Here is a 16389-nt window from a genome sequence, read left to right as displayed (position 1 = left end):
CTGGGAGGGTTACAGCACCACGCTAGGCAGCCACAGGGAAATGGCCGGAATGTAGGTGACGGCCATCAGCACCAGGAACAGCGCCAGGTAGAACGGCAGCAGCGCCTTGACCGTGGCCTCGATGCTGACCTTGCCGATTGCCGAGCCGACGAACAGCACCGCCCCCACTGGCGGGGTTATCAGCCCGATGCCCAGGTTGACCAGCATGATCATGCCGAAATGCACCGGGTCGACGCCGATACCCTCGATGACCGGCAGCAGGATTGGCGTGAGGATCAGGATCAGCGGCGCCATGTCCATTACCGTGCCCAGCAGCAACAGCATGAAGTTGATGCACATGAGGATCACGTAGCGGTTGTCCGACAGGGTCAGGAACGCGGTGGTGATCTTCGACGGGATCTGCATCAGGGTCATCACGTAGCCGAAGCTGGCAGCGAAGCCGATGAGGATCATCACGATGGAGATGGTCCGCACCGTGCGGTGCATCAGCTTGGGCAGGTCGCGCCATTTGTAGTCGCGGTAGATGAACATGGTCACGAAGAACGACCACACCACCGCTACGGCCGCCGACTCGGTGGCGGTGAACACGCCCGACAGGATACCGCCGAGGATGATGACCATGGCCATCAGGCCCCAGAGTGCCTCGCCGGCGATCTTCAATGCCTGGCGCAGCGGAATCACTTCGCCCTTGGGGTAGTTGCGCTTCTTGGCGAAGATCAGGCACAGGCCCATCATCACCGCGCTGAGCAGCAGCCCCGGCATCACCCCGGCCATGAACAGCGAGGCGATCGACACCGTGCCGCCAGCGGCCAGCGAGTAAAGCACCGAGTTGTGGCTGGGCGGGGTGAGCAGCGCCTGCACCGAGCCGCTGACCGTGACCGCCGTGGAGAACTCACGCGGGTAACCCTTGCGTTCCATCTCCGGAATCAGCACCGAACCCACCGACGCGGTGTCAGCCACCGACGAGCCGGAAATGGCGCCGAAGAAGGTCGAGGCCATGATGTTGACCAGCGACAGGCCGCCACGCACGAAGCCCACCAGCACCCCGGCGAAGGCCACCAGGCGGCGTGACATGCCACCTTCGGCCATGATCGCCCCGGCCAGCACGAAGAATGGAATGGCCAGCAGGGAGAACTTGTTCACCCCGGCGGCGACCTGAATCATCATCGCCTGCAGCGGGATGTCGATCCACCAGGCGCCGATCAGCGCCGACAGGCCCAGGGCATAGGCCACCGGCATGCCCAGCAGAATGAGCAGAATGAAACTGCCCAGCAGAATGAAGGCATCCATTTATGCCGCTCCTTCGTTTTCTTCGACCAGGTCGAAGCGCACCACTTTGCGCTGGCTCTGATCGCCGAGGATGAGTTTTTCCAGTACGAAGATCAGCGTCAGCACGCCGCCGATCGGAATCGGTGCGTAGGTCATGCCCACGCGCACGCCTGGCAGCGAGGCCAGAAACTGGTTCCAGGTGGTCATGCACAGCCGTGTGCCGTAGTAGGTCATGTACAGGCACACGCCCAGCATCAGCAGCTGCACCAGCAACGCCGTGGCGTGACGCAAGCCGGGCTCCAGGCGGTCGGTGACCATGGCCACCGCCATGTGTGCACCAGCGCGATAGCTGGCGGCCGCGCCGACGAAGGTGAACACCACCATCAGCAGAATCGCCACCGGCTCCGGCCAGCTGGAGCCAGTGCCCAATACGTAGCGAGCGAAAATCCCCCAGGGGATGATCAGCGACATGGCCAGGATCGACAGGCCCGCGATCCAGATGCAGGCGCTGTACAGCGCGTCGTTCACACGCAGTACGAGTGTTTTCATAAGGCACATCCAGGCCCGCAGGCGGCGAGGGCCGCACTGCGGGCAGCAGCAGTGAAGGGGATGGTTACTGGACTGCGGCGATGCGTTTCATCAGGTCGGCGAACGGCGCACCGTATTTCTCGCGCACCGGCGCGGTGGCATCGAAGAACGGCTTCTTGTCGACGGTGATGAATTCCACGCCGGCGGCCTTGAGCTTCTCTTCGCTGGCGGCCGACTTGGCGTCCCACAGGGTGCGCTCTTCCATCTGCGCCTCGCGGGCGACCTTCTTGACCAGTTCCTGTTGCTCGGGAGTGAGCTTGTTCCAGGTGGTCTTGGAGATCACCACCGGCTCGGGGAGGATCAGGTGGCCGGTGAGGGTGTAGTACTTGGCGTTCTGGTAGTGGTTGTGTTCAAGCAGGGTCGGCGGGTTGTTCTCGGCGCCGTCGATGACGCCGGTCTGCAAGGCGCTGAAGATCTCGCCGGTGTCCATGGCGATGCCGTTGCCACCCATGGCGTTCATCATGTCGATGAAGATCGGGTTGCCCTGTACACGGATCTTCATGCCCTTGAGGTCGGCGATGCTGCGCACCGGCTTCTTGGTGTAGATGTTGCGGGTGCCGCCATCCATCCAGGCCAGGGCGACCATGTTGAATTCCGACTGGGTGATCTTGTCGAGGATCTCCTGGCCGATCTCGCCATCGATGATCTTGCGCATGTGCTCGTGGTCACGGAACACGAACGGCATGTTGAACACGTTCACGTCGGGCACCACCGGGCCGACGATACCCAGACTGACGCGGGTCATCTGCACGGCGCCGATCTGCACCTGCTCGATGACTTCCTTTTCCGAACCCAGGACGCCGCCGGCGAACATCTTGAAGGTGATCTTGCCGTTACTGGCCTGTTCGATCTTCTTGCCCATGTTCTGTTCGGCCACCACGGTCGGGTAGCCGGCCGGGTGGATCTCGGCGAACTTGATGTCCAGTGCCGAAGCGGTGCCGGACAGGCCGATGGCGAACGGAAGGACGGCAAGGAGCAACTTGCGTTTGAAGGTCATGATGAAACTCCGATGTTGTTATTGTCTGGTTTCGTTGGCGCAATGGTAGGTGGCGGCGTCAAGGCCGCCAGGCGGGCTCTTCCAGGCCCTTGGTTCCGGGATTGAGGGCGAAGACGCCGCCGGCCAGAGGCTGGTCGGCGAGGTCGACACCCGCAGGGCGGATCGAGGTGACGAACAGGGTGTCCAGGTTGGCCCCGCCGAAGGCGCACATCGCCGGTTTCTTCACCGGGACGTGGAGCGTGCGGTCCAGGCGCCCGTCGGGGGTAAAGCGATGGATCTGCCCGGCATCGTTGCCGCAGATCCAGTAACAGCCGTCCTGGTCGATGGCGGCACCGTCCGGGCGGCCGGGGTGCTGGTGCATGTCGACGAACACCCGCTGGTTGTAGGGCGTGCCGCTGTCGACGTCGTAATCGAAGACCCAGATGGTCTGGATGTCAGGGTGCGAGTCGGAGAGGTACATGCGCGTGCCATCGGGGCTGAAGGCCAGGCCGTTGGGCACGATCATGCCGTGCTGCTGCAGGTGCAGGGGCTGGCCGTCAGCGTCCTGGCGGTACAGTGCCCCCACTGCAGCGGCAGCCTGGATGTCCATCAGCATGGTGCCGGCCCAGAAGCGCCCTTGGCGGTCGCAGCGGCCGTCGTTGAAGCGCATGCCGGGCCGGGCATGTTCCACCGTGCTGATCAGACGTTTGTCCAGGCCGCCCTGGGCATTGGCGCGAATATGAAAGAGGCCGCTCTGCATGCCAGCGATCCAGCCCTGCTCGGGGCTGGCGCAGCGGGCGATGCAGGCAAGCATTTCATCGCCTTCCCAGAGGCGGTGCGCACCGTCGGCGAGTTGCCAGCGGTGCAGCTGGCGGGCGGGAATGTCCACCCAATAAAGCGCCTGTTCTTCAGGGTGCCAGACCGGGCTTTCGCCGGTGGCGTTACGTGCATCGATGAGCAATTCGCTTTGCATGGCTGGCCTCCTTGCGCCGTGGGTTCAGTCGAAGGGGCCGGCGGCTGCGAAGGCTCCGCCCTGGTAGACCATCGAAGGATCATCGGCTGGCGGTGCCGGCTGGGCTTCGACCTTGGCGCGGAACGGCTCGGAACTGTCCTTGGGCGTATAGCCCAGGTGCGCGGCATGGCGGTTGTCCCACCACTGCGGGGTGTTGTCCGAAGCACCGTAGACGATGGTGTGGCCGACATCCGGGGTGAACAGGCCGCGCTCGATGAGCTGCACCAAGTCGTCGTAGCTCAGCCAGGTGCAGAGCATGCGCCGGTTGTTCGGCTCGGGAAACGAGGAGCCGATGCGGATGCTCACGGTTTCGATGCCGTAGCGGTCGAAATAGAAGCTGGCCATGTCTTCGCCGTAGCACTTCGACAGGCCGTAGTAGCTGTCCGGACGGCGCGGCGAGTGGGCATCGATGCGCTCGTCCTGGCGGTAGAAACCGATGGTGTGGTTGGAACTGGCGAAGATCACCCGCTTGACGCCGTGCTTGCGCGCCGCCTCGTAGATGTGGAACACGCCGCAGATGTTCGGGCCGAGGATGGCCTCGAAGGAATGCTCGGTGGACACCCCGCCGAAATGCACGATGGCATCTACGCCGGCCACCAGTTCATGCACGGCAGCCTTGTCGGCCAGGTCGCAGGTCACCACTTCTTCATGCGGGCCAGCGGCGGGAGCCATGGGGCTGATGTCGGAAAGACGCAGGATCTCGGCGCAGCCCTTGAGGCGTTCACGCAGGATAGTGCCCAGTCCGCCGGCGGCTCCGGTGAGCAGCAGGCGATTGAAGCGGGGAGTCGTCATGGCCAGGGTTACCTGAAACTGTTATGAGTGTTGTGTGTTGTCGTATGACTTGGCGCGATTATCGACACCGATCCTCGCGCCTGTCAATTCGCCCTCGGTCAGAGGATCGACAGCGGGTAGTTGATGATCAGGCGGTTCTCGTCGAACTCGTTGTTGCTGAAATCGCGGCGGATGCTCGAGTTGCGCCAGCGCAGGCTGAGGCTCTTGAAGGTGCCGCTCTGGATCACGTAGGCCAGTTCGGATTCGCGAATCCATTCCTTGCCGTCGGTGATCGCCCCGGTGTGAACATTGTCTCCGCTGATATAGCGGTTCATCAGGCTCAGGCCGGGAATGCCCAGTACGCTGAAGTCCAGGTCGTGGCGCAGCTGCCAGGAGCGCTCGTTGGCGTTGTCGAAGCTGGAATTGTAGCTGTCGTTGGCCAGGGTGCCGCCGCTGGTGCCGTTGACCCGCATCCAGGTATCGCCATCGACTTTCTGCAGGCCGACGAAGAAGGTGTTGCCGGCGATCTTCGCCGAGAACATGCCCGAGTAGGTCTTGTTGTCCAGCTTGCCGGCCAGCCTTGCGCCGTCGTCGTCACCCTGGAAGTAGCCGAGGTTGGCGCCGAAGGTCCAGTCACCGACTGGCTGGGTGTGGCTCAACTGCAGGTACTGCTGCTGATAGACGTCTTTCAGCTCGGCATTCCACAGGCCGACCAGGGTGCGGTTCTGGTTGAACTTGTACTCGCCGCCGACGAAGTTGAAGCGGTCGGATGCGCCACGACCGTAGGTCATGTCTTCCATGCTCGCGTCGTTGCGCGGGCTGTTGGCGCGGAACTGCCCGCCGTAGAGCGTCAGGCCGTCGAACTCGTTGGAGGTGATCTGCGCCCCGCGCAGGGTCTGTGGCAGCGAGCGGCCGTCGTCGGCGCGCAGGATCGGCAGTACCGGCATCCACTCACCGACCTTCAGTTCGGTCTTGGAAATGCGCGCCTTGGCCGCCACGCCCAGGCGGCCGAAGTCGTCGGCAGGGCGACCGTCGCTGTGGCGCGGTAGCAGGCCAGTGCCATAGGTGCCGCCGCCGCCGTCGAGCTTGACCGACCACAGACCGAGCACATCGACACCGAAGCCGATCGGGCCTTCGGTGAAGCCGGAGCGGGCATCGAGGATGAAGCTCTGCGTCCATTCCTCGGCTTTGCTCTGCGGGTTGCTCGGGTCGACCATGTTGCGGTTGATGTAGAAGTTGCGCAGGTTGAGGCTGGCCTTGGCGTCGTCGGTAAAGCCGGCGGCCGAGGCGCCGGTGGGCAGACCTCCGAGCAGGCCGGCGCCGAGCAGAGCGAAGGGCAGGGTCTGATGGATCTTCATGGATGTGTTACTCCCGAGCAGGAACGGCCTACCGCCTGTCAGCGATGCAGGGCGGTGGCAAGCGAATGACCTGGCCTGGTGGCCAGCGATGCAGAGCGAGGCGAGGGCTAGCCGGCAGTACCGGAAGCGTCGCGGGTCTTCGCAAAGGAATGATCGGGAGGGAGGGCGCGGATCAATGGGGCTGGAGTCGTCATGGAGTCGGTTCACCGTTTGTTGTTTTTGTTGTGCGTTATCGTACGACTCGGAAATTATTAGCGGCGCGAAAAGCCGCTGTCAACGCTCGCGCCGACACTCGCCTCTGCGACTTTGGTCGCAAACGCCCGTAACGCCCCGTGCCAGAGCGGCGCTGTCATTGACTGCAATTTGCATGGCTGGGAGCGGCTTCAGCGAGACATTGTTCCTGGTCAAGCCAATACGGGTCAGTTGGGCGTGTGACGAGGCGGGAGCGGCTTCAGCCGCGACAGGGCGAGCAGGTCCAGTACATCTGCGGTGAACATGAGGACGCCTCGCGGCTGAAGCCGCGCCTACCGGTGCGGTTTCAGGCTCAGCTATTCACCGGCGGGTTGCGCATGCCTTCGAACATGAATCGCGTGGTCGCCCGCACGTTGTCGCGGTGCGTCTGGAGGTCCGGGGTGTCGCTGCTGGTCAGGCGCAGCAATTGCAACTGGGCGTAGTCGTTGAGCATGAACGCGGCCAGTTTCAGGTCCAGGTCGGGTCGCAGCTTGCCGGCCTGTTGCAGCTTGCCCAGCACGCTGGCGATCTCGGCCTGCAGGGTGGCGTTCAGTTGCCGGTAGGTCTCGGGCAAGTCGGTGTTGCCGGTCAGCACCAGCGGCAGCAGTTCTTTCCACAGCGCAGCCGGGAGCATCTCCAGGCTGCGCCCCACCAGCAGACTCTCCAAGTGGCAAAGGGTGTCGACCGGGTCGTCGTACTCCGGCAACTGGGTGTGCACATCTTCTACGGCGCGGCGATCAGCCTCGCGGATCATCTCCAGGAGCATCTCCTGCTTGCTGCCGAAGTACTTGAACACCGTAGGCGCCGAGACGCCGGCCTGGGCGGCGATCTGCTCGACGGTGGTGTCCTGGAATCCCTGGCGCTGGAACAACTCGATGGCCGCCTTGGCAATGGCCTGCTTGCGCAGCTCCTTTTGACGCTCCCGTAATCCGCTCACTGTGGCTCCTGGGCCTGTAGTCAGGGGGCGATCATAGGCCGCAAAGATTTTTTCGGGCAAATATTTTATTGACTAAAACTTTTTACAGGTTTAATTGTTTTGTCACATCTGCTCGCACGCAGAGCCACTTCTCAGGATTAACCCCATGAATGAGATGTTCGAACACCCCCTCGCCGCGCAGTACCGGCAGCTCGGTGAGGCCAGCGCCCCTGGCCCGACGCTGATGCAAGGCTTTCCCGCCGCCCCCGCAGCCCGCGTCACCTGGCATAACTGGATGAACCCGCCGTTCAACCGCTGGGGGTTTCGCCACCTGGCGCGCCTGCGGCCGAGCATCGACGTGGCGAGCGGATCCAAGCCGGCCAGCGTATTGCCGCAAGCGCCCCAGGCGCTGGAGCACCTGCGCTTCGACAGCCTGAGCGGGGCTTCGGTGAGTGTCAGCCAGTGCCTGGCCACCAGCTACACCGATGCCTTTCTGGTCATGCGTCAGGGCAAGGTGGTGTACGAGCGCTACTTCAACGGCCAGAACCCCAGCGACCGGCACATCATGTTCTCCACCACCAAGTCGCTGATCGGCTTGCTCGGCGAGCAACTGGTGCACGAAGGCAAGTTGAACGAGCAGGCCCTGGCCCAGGACTACGTGCCAGAGCTGCGCGGCAGCGCCTTCGGCGACGCCACGGTGCGCCAGCTGTTCGACATGGCGGTGGGCGTTCACTACAGCGAGGTCTACGAAGACCCCGACTCGGAAAGCTCGCAGTACGGCTATGCCTGCGGTTTCAAGCCGGCCCCGGCCGAGTACGCCCGCTACCAGTCGCTGTACCAGTACCTGCCCAGCCTGCAGAAGCGCGGCGAGCACGGCGGCTTGTTCCATTACGTAACCGCCACCACCGAGGCTCTGGCCTGGGTGATGGAACGTGCTTCGGGCGTGTCCTGCCATGAGCTGCTGCAAGGCGTCTGGTCGCAACTGGGCTGTGAGCGTGACGGCTACTTCATGGCCGACCCTTGGGGGCGCAGCGTGGCCGGTGCCGGTTTCAACGCGACCCTGCGCGACATGGCGCGTTTCGGCCTGATGCTGGCCAACGACGGCGTGGTCGACGGGCGCCAGGTCATCGCCAAGGAAGCGATCGAAGCGGTTGCCCAGGGCAATGACCCAGCGGTCTACGCCCGCAACAACGAAGAGTTCGCAGCGTGGACGCCCGGGGCCTCGTACCGCAGCCAGTGGTACGTGTTCAACGACCACAGCCAGGTGCTGATGGCCAGCGGCATCCATGGCCAATACCTGTTCGTCGACCGGCCCTCGGGCACCGTGATCGTCAAGCAATCGTCCACGCCAGTGGCGGTGACGGACATCGACGTCGATGTCGTGCGCATGCTGCGCACCATCACTGCCCACCTGGACCAGGCCTGAGGTGCACTGACGCATAACAAGATTGCGGACGCAGCCTGGCTGCGTCTCTGCCTGCCTTGGCGGGCTTGGTGGCCGACTGGTCGCCTCTCAACTGCCCTGTAGTACAAAAATAACCGCACAGGAGCTTTACATGATGTCTGCAAGAACGCGTGTTTCCTGCGTGCTGTTCGCGCTCGGCCTGCCCGTGGCCAGCGCAACGGTCGAAGCTGGCGAGACCTTCGAAGACGGCAACCTCAAGGGGGAGCTGAACTTCACCGGCGGCGCGGCCACCGTCACCACCCGCGGGGTGAACTTCGGCGCTGGCCGGGTCGACCTGCGTAATGGTCGGCGCGACGGCAGCAAGATCGGCTGGCAAGAGTTCTACCTCAAACCGGGCATCACCCTGGACTATTCACTGAGCGACGACTTCAGCCTGCTGGCGGGTGGTTCGCTGGTGGCCTCCAAGACCCTGGGCGATGGCGATGCCGGGGGCTTCACCCGCAGCTCCGACGGCAACACCACCACCGAAGAGCTGTACGCCGGCTTTCGTGCCGGTGAGTGGAAGTTCACCGCCGGGCGGCAGAACTACAAGATCGGCACCGGCTTCATCGTCATGGACGGCAACCTCGACGCCTTCGGCGACGGCGCCTACTGGCTGGGCCCGCGCACTGCATTCAGGGACTCGGCGATCCTCGCCTGGAACCACGGCCCGCTGCAGGCCCAGGCCTTCAGCCTGCGGGTCGACGACCACATGGGCGACTTCCGCCTCAACGGTGTCAACCTCGACTACGACCTGCAGCAGCAGGTGACCCTCGGTGCCACCGCGCTGAAAGTCGATGCACTGGGCCGCCGTGGTACCACGGCGCGGCGCGATGGCATGCAGGTCTATAACCTGCGTGCGCTCAACGGCAAGCTGCCTGGCGTGCCGGACCTGACCCTCAACGCCGAATATGCCGTGGAGCGCGGCAGCGGCGAAGGCGTGGACTACGACGCCAGCGCCTGGTACGCCCAGGCCGACTACAGCTTTCAGCAACTGCCGTTCACCCCGAGCCTTGGCTACCGCTACGCGGTGTTCTCCGGCGACGACAACCTTGCCGACAATCGCCAGAAAGCCTGGGATCCGCTGGCCAAGGGCTTCGTCGACTGGAGCACCTGGCTGGTCGGCGACGTGGTGGGCAACTACCTGCTGTTCAACAGCAACGAGCGGGTGCAGCAGTTCTCCATCAAGAACCGTCTCAACGAAGCCTTCACCCTGGGGGTTATCCACTACCAGTTCTGGCTCGACGAAAAGAACTTCCAGGGCGCGGCGGTCAGTGACCGGCGTTTCGCCGACGAAACCGCCGTCTACCTGGACTGGACACCGACCCCGCGCTGGTATGCCTCGCTGTCCTACAACAGGGTCAGGCCCCAGGCCGCCGCCAGGCAGGTGTTCGGTAACGACCAGCGCTTCGATGCCCTGGAACTGTACTTCACCTACCGCTACTGAGCGGCGGCACTTACGGGAGAGCGAACATGACGAATCTTGATGACGTCTGTGCAACACCCCGGCTGCTGCCGGTCATGCGCCTGGACGTCGAGATCGCGCCGGGCGATGCGCTGGGGCGCTGTGGCGATGGGCTGCGCAGTAATTACCGAATCCTCGGCGGGCGTTTCGAAGGACCGCAGCTACACGGCGAGGTACTGCCGGGTGGCGCGGATTTCTTCCTGCTGCGCCACGACGGCGTCGGCGACCTGGACGCCCGCTACAGCCTGCGCAGCGACCAGGGTGAGCTGATCAACATTCATAACCGTGGCCTGCTGCTGCTCACCGAACGCGGCAAGCAGCTGGAGGCCGACGGCATCTGGCCCATTCCGGTCTCCGAGTACCGCTGTACCTGCACCCCGGTATTCCAGGCGGCCGGCCGGCTCGCCTGGCTGACCCAGGACACCTTCATTGGACGGGTGACCTACCCCGGGGAAACCCGCGTGGTCATCGATTGCTATCGCCAGGCCTGAATCGGCGTACGGCACACATTCAATCGCTTCGTTGACGCTGGCATCATCGCCCTCAGGGCGGCCAGACAGGATGGGTACTGAAATGAACCAGTCATTTGCCGTGCGCGCCGCGTGCATCTTCATTGCCGCTGCCTCGATTCTCGCCATCGGCGTACAGCCGATCTTCATCGGCCTGCTCACCGAACGCCTGGGCCTGACCCTGGTGCAGCAGAGCTGGACCATGTCGGCAGAAATGTGCGCCTCGATCGTCGGCACCTTGCTGTGCCTGCCCATGATCCGCTACCTGGGGGCGCGCTCCATCGGCCTGAGCAGCGGGCTGCTGCTGTTGCTGTGCAATGGCCTGACCGCCTGGGTCGGGCAGTTCGACCACCTGTTGGTGCTGCGCTTCGGCTCTGGCCTCGCCTCGGGCCTGCTGTATTCCTACGCCATCTACTGCCTGGGCCGCATGAGCGGGCCGGATCGCTCGTTCGGCATCCTGCTGTTCCTGCAGACCGCGCTGTTCGCCTTCAGCGCGGCGGTGCTGCCGATAATCGCCGAGCGCCTGGGCTTCGGTGCGGCGATGGGCTTTCTCGCGGCCTGGTTCGCCCTGGTCTGCCTGGCCTGCCTGTGCCTGCCCGCCGCGCAACTGGAAGAAACACCGGTGGTGCGTGCACCGCGTGGCGAAGGGCTGACCCTGCTGGGCGTCTGTGCCTTGCTGGGCATGCTGTTGCTGCAGGTGGCGATCTATTCGCTGTGGGGCTTCGTCGAGGGCATCGGCGCCGACGTCGGCATCGCCCCGGTGGACATCGGCTGGGCGATCAGCATCGGCCTGCTCGGCGGCCTGCCGGGTGCGGCGCTGCCCAGCCTGCTGGGGCATCGCCTGGGGCGCCTGCCGATGATCCTCATCGGTTCGCTGGTGGTGCTGCTGTCGATCTACCTGCTGGCCGCGCGCATCCATGACATCACCGACCTGGCGCTGGCGGTGTTCCTGATGAACCTGGGCTGGAACCTGGCGCTGTCGTACTACATGTCCTCGGTGGTCACCCACGACCCCAGTGGGCGCCTGACCCGTCTGGTCGGGGTGGTGCAGGTATCGGCCGCCGCCTCCGCGCCGACGCTGCTGGCGCTGTTGCTGCAGGGCGACGGGCGGCAGACCATCTTCGTGGTGTCATCCGTGGCCATCCTGCTGGGCTGTGCGTTGGTGCTGGTGATGGGCGCCGGCTCGCGGCACACACCGGGGCCTACGCCGGTGAACCTGTCGCTGTAGAGGAATCAGCCGCACCGGATCGGTAGGACCGGCTTCAGTCGCAATACTGATCTTCTAGACCAGAGCAATCTGATCTGGCGTCGCTTTTGCTTTTCAAGCACCGTTCTCACAGACGCCGCAAAACGCGACTTCGGTGCAGGCCGAGTGGAGGTGTCATGGAAGGGGGTAAGCCGGCAGGGAAGCCGGCTTAGGCGCACTGGGCCAGGGACGGCCCATTGCGCCGGCCCCCTGGAATGGCGCCGGAAGAAGGGAAGTCTGCCCGCAGGGCAGACCCAAGCCAGGAGCAATGCCTTTTGGTTACTTTTGGCGCGCAGGGCACCTGGAAACCAAAAGTAACCCGCCGTAAAGGCGGAAAGGTGACTCAAGGGCACTGATGCTGCGGCGGGTGTACCCGATCCAGATAGCCTGCTATTCGCGAGCAAGCTCGCTCCCACAACCTAACTGAACTGTATGGCGGCTGAAGCCCTCCAGGCTGAAGATTCAGCCGCGCCGGACCGCTAGGGGCGCATCCTGTTCATTGCAGCGCTTCGCGCAGCAGCGGAGTCAGCTCGTCGAACAGCGTCTGCACCGAGCGCAGGGCGCGGCAGTCGGGGCGGGTCAGCAGCCACACGCCGGTGTTGCAGCCTTCCAGCGGCGCACTCAAGGCTTCCACACCTTGCAGGTCGCGGGCGGTGAAGTCGGTGAGGGCGGCCACGCCCAGGCCGGCACTGACCAGTTCCGAGACCGCCGACATGCTGCTGCAGCGATAGCGCGGCACGATGCTGGGCCAGGTGCGCTCGCGCCAGATCACCGAAACGTGATCGGGCATGGAGTCGTCCGGGGCGACCCAGGGCACCGAAGTCGGCTCCTTCTCCAGCGCCTGGCGAAAATCCGGACGCCCACAGATGACATAGGCAGTGTCGCCCAGATGGCGGCCCACCAGGTGCTCGGGCGGGGTGTCGGTCAGGCGTAGGGCGATGTCGGCATCGCGGCGGCTGAGGTTGGCGAAGTTGTTGGAGGTCGCCAGCTCCAGGTTCAGCGCCGGGTAGTTCGGCATGAAGCGCGCCAGCGCCGGCAGCATCAGGCTGTGCAGCACCGCCTCGGTACAGGTCAGGCGCACCGTGCCGCTGACCACCTGTTCGCCCTGGCGCAGCGCCATGCGCGCCGCGCCCAAGGCCTGTTCGGCGCGTTCGGCCTGCTCGGCGATGGCCTGCGCGGCATCGGTGGGCACATAGCCGCGCCGGCTCTTTTCGAACAGCGCATTGCCCAGAGCACTCTCCAGGCGGCGGATCGAGCGGAACACCGTGGAAATGTCCACCTGCAGCAATTCGGCGGCCCGCGCCAGGGAGCGCCCGCGCACCAGGGCAAGGACCAGGCTGAGGTCGTTGTGGTTGATTTCATATTGCATGGATGCAAACTCGTATTGCCAAAACGCCAATGTTTATTGCAGGGATTGTAATTTACAGTGAGCCTGCACTGCCAAGCACAAATCGGCGGTCACGGCGAGAAAGCCGTAAAAACGTAACTTTTCGGGGCGAATGGCAGAAAAAAATCAAGAATGCCGCCGACTCTTCAACGCGCCGCCTGCTTGTTCTTCCTGCCACCTCTGACGTCCCACAAAAACCAGAAGGTGTTCAATCATGTCGTCGGTATCCCCGCGCGCCATTGTCTCCAATGAAGTCAGTGAGTTCCTGCAGGCTCACCCCGAGACCCAGTTCGTCGACTTGCTGATTTCCGATATGAACGGTGTGGTGCGCGGCAAGCGCATCGAGCGCCCCAGCCTGCACAAGGTCTACGAGCGTGGCATCAACCTGCCGGCCTCGCTGTTCGCCCTGGACATCAATGGCTCCACCGTGGAAAGCACCGGCCTGGGCCTGGACATCGGCGACTCGGACCGGGTCTGCTACCCGATCCCCGGCACCCTGGCCTACGAGCCCTGGCAGAAGCGCCCCACCGCGCAATTGCTGATGACCATGCACGAACTGGACGGCCAGCCGTTCTTCGCCGACCCGCGTGAAGTGCTGCGCCAGGTGGTGGCGCGCTTCGACGAAATGGGCCTGCGCATCTGCGCGGCGTTCGAGCTGGAGTTCTACCTGATCGACCAGGAGAACGTGAACGGCCGGCCACAGCCACCGCGCTCGCCGATTTCCGGCAAGCGCCCGCACTCCACCCAGGTCTACCTGATCGACGATCTGGACGAATACGCCGACTGCCTGCAGGACATCCTCGAAGCGGCCAAGGAGCAGGGCATTCCCGCCGACGCCATCGTCAAGGAAAGTGCCCCGGCGCAGTTCGAGGTCAACCTGCACCACGTCGAAGACGCCATGCTGGCCTGCGACTATGCGGTGCTGCTCAAGCGCCTGATCAAGAACATCGCCTACGACCATGAAATGGACACCACCTTCATGGCCAAGCCTTATCCGGGCCAGGCGGGCAATGGCCTGCACGTGCATATCTCGCTGATCGACAAGGCCACCGGCGAGAACATCTTCGCCACCGACGCGCCGCAGGAGCATGCCGAGCTGCGCCATGCGATTGCCGGGGTGCTGGAAACCATGCCGGCGTCGATGGCCTTCCTGTGCCCGAACGTCAACTCGTATCGCCGCTTCGGCGCGCAGTTCTACGTGCCCAACGCGCCGAGCTGGGGCCTGGACAACCGCACCGTAGCGGTGCGCGTACCCACCGGTGCCGACAACGCGATCCGTATCGAACACCGAGTGGCCGGCGCCGATGCCAACCCTTACCTGATGATGGCGGCGATCCTCGCCGGTATTCATCACGGCTTGACCCACAAGCTGGAGCCCGGCGAGCCGATCGAGGGCAACTCCTACGAGCAACTGGAGCAGAGCCTGCCGAACAACCTGCGCGATGCCCTGCGCGAGCTGGACGACAGCGAGATCATGAACCAGTACATCAGCCCTGATTACATCGACATTTTCGTGGCCTGCAAGGAGAGCGAACTGGCCGAGTTCGAAGCCTCGATCTCCGACCTCGAATACAACTGGTACCTGCATACCGTCTGAACCCAGGCAATGCATTGCCGGGCCTGTGGGAGCGAGCTTGCTCGCGAATGCCCTTTCGCGAGCAAGCTCGCTCCCACAGGCCTGGTGAACAGCCGAGAAGAGAAGACCATGAACATCCCGCAACGTGATTACTGGGAACAGCTGTTCCAGAACCTCAAGATCGAAGGTCGCGCGTTCATCGACGGGCAGTACCTGCCAGCGGTCTGCGATGCCACCTTCGACTGCCTCAGCCCGGTCGACGGCCGCCTGTTGGCGCAGGTCGCCAGTTGCGACCTGGAAGACGTCAACCATGCGGTCAGCGTGGCCCGCGAACGTTTCGACAGTGGCGTGTGGTCGCGCAAGGCCCCGGCCGAGCGCAAGCGCACCCTGATCCGCTTTGCCGAACTGCTGCTGGCCAACGCCGACGAGCTGGCGCTGCTGGAAACCCTGGACATGGGCAAGCCCATCAGTGATTCGCGGCAAATCGACATTCCCGGTGCGGCCAATGCCATTCGCTGGAGCGCCGAGGCCATCGACAAACTGTACGACGAAGTCGCCGCCACCCCGCACGACCAGCTTGGCCTGGTGACCCGCGAGGCTGTGGGCGTGGTCGCCGCCATCGTGCCGTGGAACTTCCCGCTGCTGATGGCCAGCTGGAAACTGGGCCCGGCCCTGGCCAGCGGCAACTCGGTGATCCTCAAACCTTCGGAAAAATCGCCGCTCACCGCCATTCGTGTGGCTGCCCTGGCCCTGGAGGCCGGTATTCCGGCTGGCGTGTTCAACGTGCTGCCGGGCTTCGGCCACACCGCCGGCAAGGCCCTGGCGCTGCACATGGACGTCGACACCCTGGTGTTCACCGGCTCGACCCGCATCGCCAAGCAGCTGATGGTCTACGCCGGCGAGTCGAACATGAAGCGCGTCTGGCTGGAGGCCGGTGGCAAGAGCCCGAACATCGTCTTTGCCGACGCCCCGGACCTCGAAGCGGCGGCCCAGGCGGCGGCCAGCGCCATCGCCTTCAACCAGGGCGAAGTCTGCACCGCCGGCTCGCGCCTGCTGGTGGAGCGTTCCATCAAGGATCGCTTCGTGCCCATGGTGGTCGAAGCACTCAAGGCCTGGAAACCCGGGCATGCGCTGGACCCCGAGACCCGTGTCGGTGCCCTGGTGGACGACACCCAGATGAACACCGTGCTGGGTTACATCGAGGCCGGGCACGGCGACGGCGCGCAGCTGCTGTGTGGCGGCCAGCGCACCCTGCAGGAAAGTGGCGGCTTCTACGTGGAGCCGACGCTGTTCGACGGGGTCGACAATGCCATGCGCATCGCCCGTGAGGAAATCTTCGGCCCGGTGCTGTCGGTGATCGCCTTCGACAGCGCCGAAGAGGCGATCCGCATCGCCAACGACACCGTGTATGGCCTGGCCGCCGGTGTCTGGACCGCCGACCTGTCCAAGGCCCACCGCACCGCCAAGGCGCTGCGCGCCGGCAGCGTGTGGGTCAACCAGTACGACGGCGGTGACATGACCGCGCCATTCGGCGGCTTCAAGCAGTCGGGCAATGGCCGGGACAAGTCCCTGCATGCCTTCGACAAGTACACCGAACTCAAGGCGACCTGGATCAAGCTGTAACGTCAGGCGGAGGAAAAC

At 64.2% G+C, this 16389-nt stretch carries 14 protein-coding genes; 6 read left to right on the top strand and 8 right to left on the bottom strand.

Annotated elements, in window-relative coordinates; all coding sequences use genetic code 11:
- Positions 1–9: 9 nt before the first annotated feature.
- The 7 genes from RRX38_RS12310 to RRX38_RS12280 all read right to left on the bottom strand — a co-directional run bounded on the left by RRX38_RS12310 (position 10) and on the right by RRX38_RS12280 (position 7142).
- The gene (locus RRX38_RS12310; protein WP_315959454.1) at positions 10–1290 is read right to left on the bottom strand and encodes a TRAP transporter large permease; all 1281 of its coding nucleotides are present in this window, start codon (positions 1288–1290) and stop codon (positions 10–12) included.
- Entirely contained in the window at positions 1291–1818 is a 528-nt protein-coding gene (locus RRX38_RS12305; RefSeq protein WP_315959453.1) for a TRAP transporter small permease, read from the bottom strand.
- A 64-nt stretch (positions 1819–1882) separates the two neighbouring features.
- Positions 1883–2854 carry a TRAP transporter substrate-binding protein gene (locus RRX38_RS12300; RefSeq protein WP_315959452.1) on the bottom strand — a complete coding sequence of 324 codons (972 nt, stop codon included), beginning with the start codon at positions 2852–2854 and terminating at the stop codon, positions 1883–1885.
- A 58-nt stretch (positions 2855–2912) separates the two neighbouring features.
- On the bottom strand, positions 2913–3806 hold the full coding sequence (locus RRX38_RS12295) for a glucurono-1,5-lactonase (protein ID WP_315959451.1): 894 nt from the start codon (positions 3804–3806) through the stop codon (positions 2913–2915).
- A 24-nt stretch (positions 3807–3830) separates the two neighbouring features.
- The gene (locus RRX38_RS12290; RefSeq protein ID WP_315959450.1) at positions 3831–4637 is read right to left on the bottom strand and encodes an NAD(P)-dependent oxidoreductase; all 807 of its coding nucleotides are present in this window, start codon (positions 4635–4637) and stop codon (positions 3831–3833) included.
- 98 nt (positions 4638–4735) lie between these two features.
- Positions 4736–5974 (bottom strand): OprD family porin, encoded by a 1239-nt coding sequence (locus RRX38_RS12285; protein ID WP_295473048.1) that lies wholly within the window; start codon positions 5972–5974, stop codon positions 4736–4738.
- Positions 5975–6518: 544 nt separating this feature from the next.
- On the bottom strand, positions 6519–7142 hold the full coding sequence (locus tag RRX38_RS12280; protein ID WP_315959449.1) for a TetR/AcrR family transcriptional regulator: 624 nt from the start codon (positions 7140–7142) through the stop codon (positions 6519–6521).
- A 145-nt stretch (positions 7143–7287) separates the two neighbouring features.
- Between RRX38_RS12280 and RRX38_RS12275 the strand changes: the two genes are divergently transcribed.
- The 4 genes from RRX38_RS12275 to RRX38_RS12260 all read left to right on the top strand — a co-directional run bounded on the left by RRX38_RS12275 (position 7288) and on the right by RRX38_RS12260 (position 11767).
- Positions 7288–8547: a serine hydrolase domain-containing protein gene (locus RRX38_RS12275; protein ID WP_410524823.1), complete on the top strand. Its 1260-nt coding sequence runs from the start codon at positions 7288–7290 to the stop codon at positions 8545–8547.
- 133 nt (positions 8548–8680) lie between these two features.
- A complete protein-coding gene (locus RRX38_RS12270) occupies positions 8681–10012 on the top strand; it encodes an alginate export family protein (RefSeq protein WP_315962673.1) in 1332 nt (443 codons plus the stop codon).
- 26 nt (positions 10013–10038) lie between these two features.
- Positions 10039–10521, top strand: a complete 483-nt coding sequence (locus RRX38_RS12265) for a DUF3237 domain-containing protein (protein ID WP_315959448.1) — start codon at positions 10039–10041, stop codon at positions 10519–10521.
- An 82-nt stretch (positions 10522–10603) separates the two neighbouring features.
- Positions 10604–11767 carry an MFS transporter gene (locus RRX38_RS12260; protein ID WP_315959447.1) on the top strand — a complete coding sequence of 388 codons (1164 nt, stop codon included), beginning with the start codon at positions 10604–10606 and terminating at the stop codon, positions 11765–11767.
- A gap of 514 nt (positions 11768–12281) precedes the next feature.
- Here RRX38_RS12260 and RRX38_RS12255 read toward each other — a convergent pair.
- Positions 12282–13154 carry a LysR family transcriptional regulator gene (locus RRX38_RS12255; RefSeq protein ID WP_315959446.1) on the bottom strand — a complete coding sequence of 291 codons (873 nt, stop codon included), beginning with the start codon at positions 13152–13154 and terminating at the stop codon, positions 12282–12284.
- A gap of 232 nt (positions 13155–13386) precedes the next feature.
- On the opposite strand from RRX38_RS12255, the gene RRX38_RS12250 reads away from it, so the two are divergent.
- On the top strand, positions 13387–14769 hold the full coding sequence (locus RRX38_RS12250) for a glutamine synthetase family protein (protein WP_315959445.1): 1383 nt from the start codon (positions 13387–13389) through the stop codon (positions 14767–14769).
- Between the two features lie 108 nt (positions 14770–14877).
- A complete protein-coding gene (locus tag RRX38_RS12245; protein ID WP_315959444.1) occupies positions 14878–16371 on the top strand; it encodes an aldehyde dehydrogenase in 1494 nt (497 codons plus the stop codon).
- Positions 16372–16389: the final 18 nt, after the last annotated feature.

This window comes from Pseudomonas sp. DTU_2021_1001937_2_SI_NGA_ILE_001 (assembly GCF_032463525.1).
In the GTDB taxonomy this organism is placed as follows: Bacteria; Pseudomonadota; Gammaproteobacteria; order Pseudomonadales; family Pseudomonadaceae; genus Aquipseudomonas.
The sequence above is the reverse complement of the archived record's forward strand: the minus strand, read 5'-3'. Positions and strand labels throughout refer to the sequence as shown.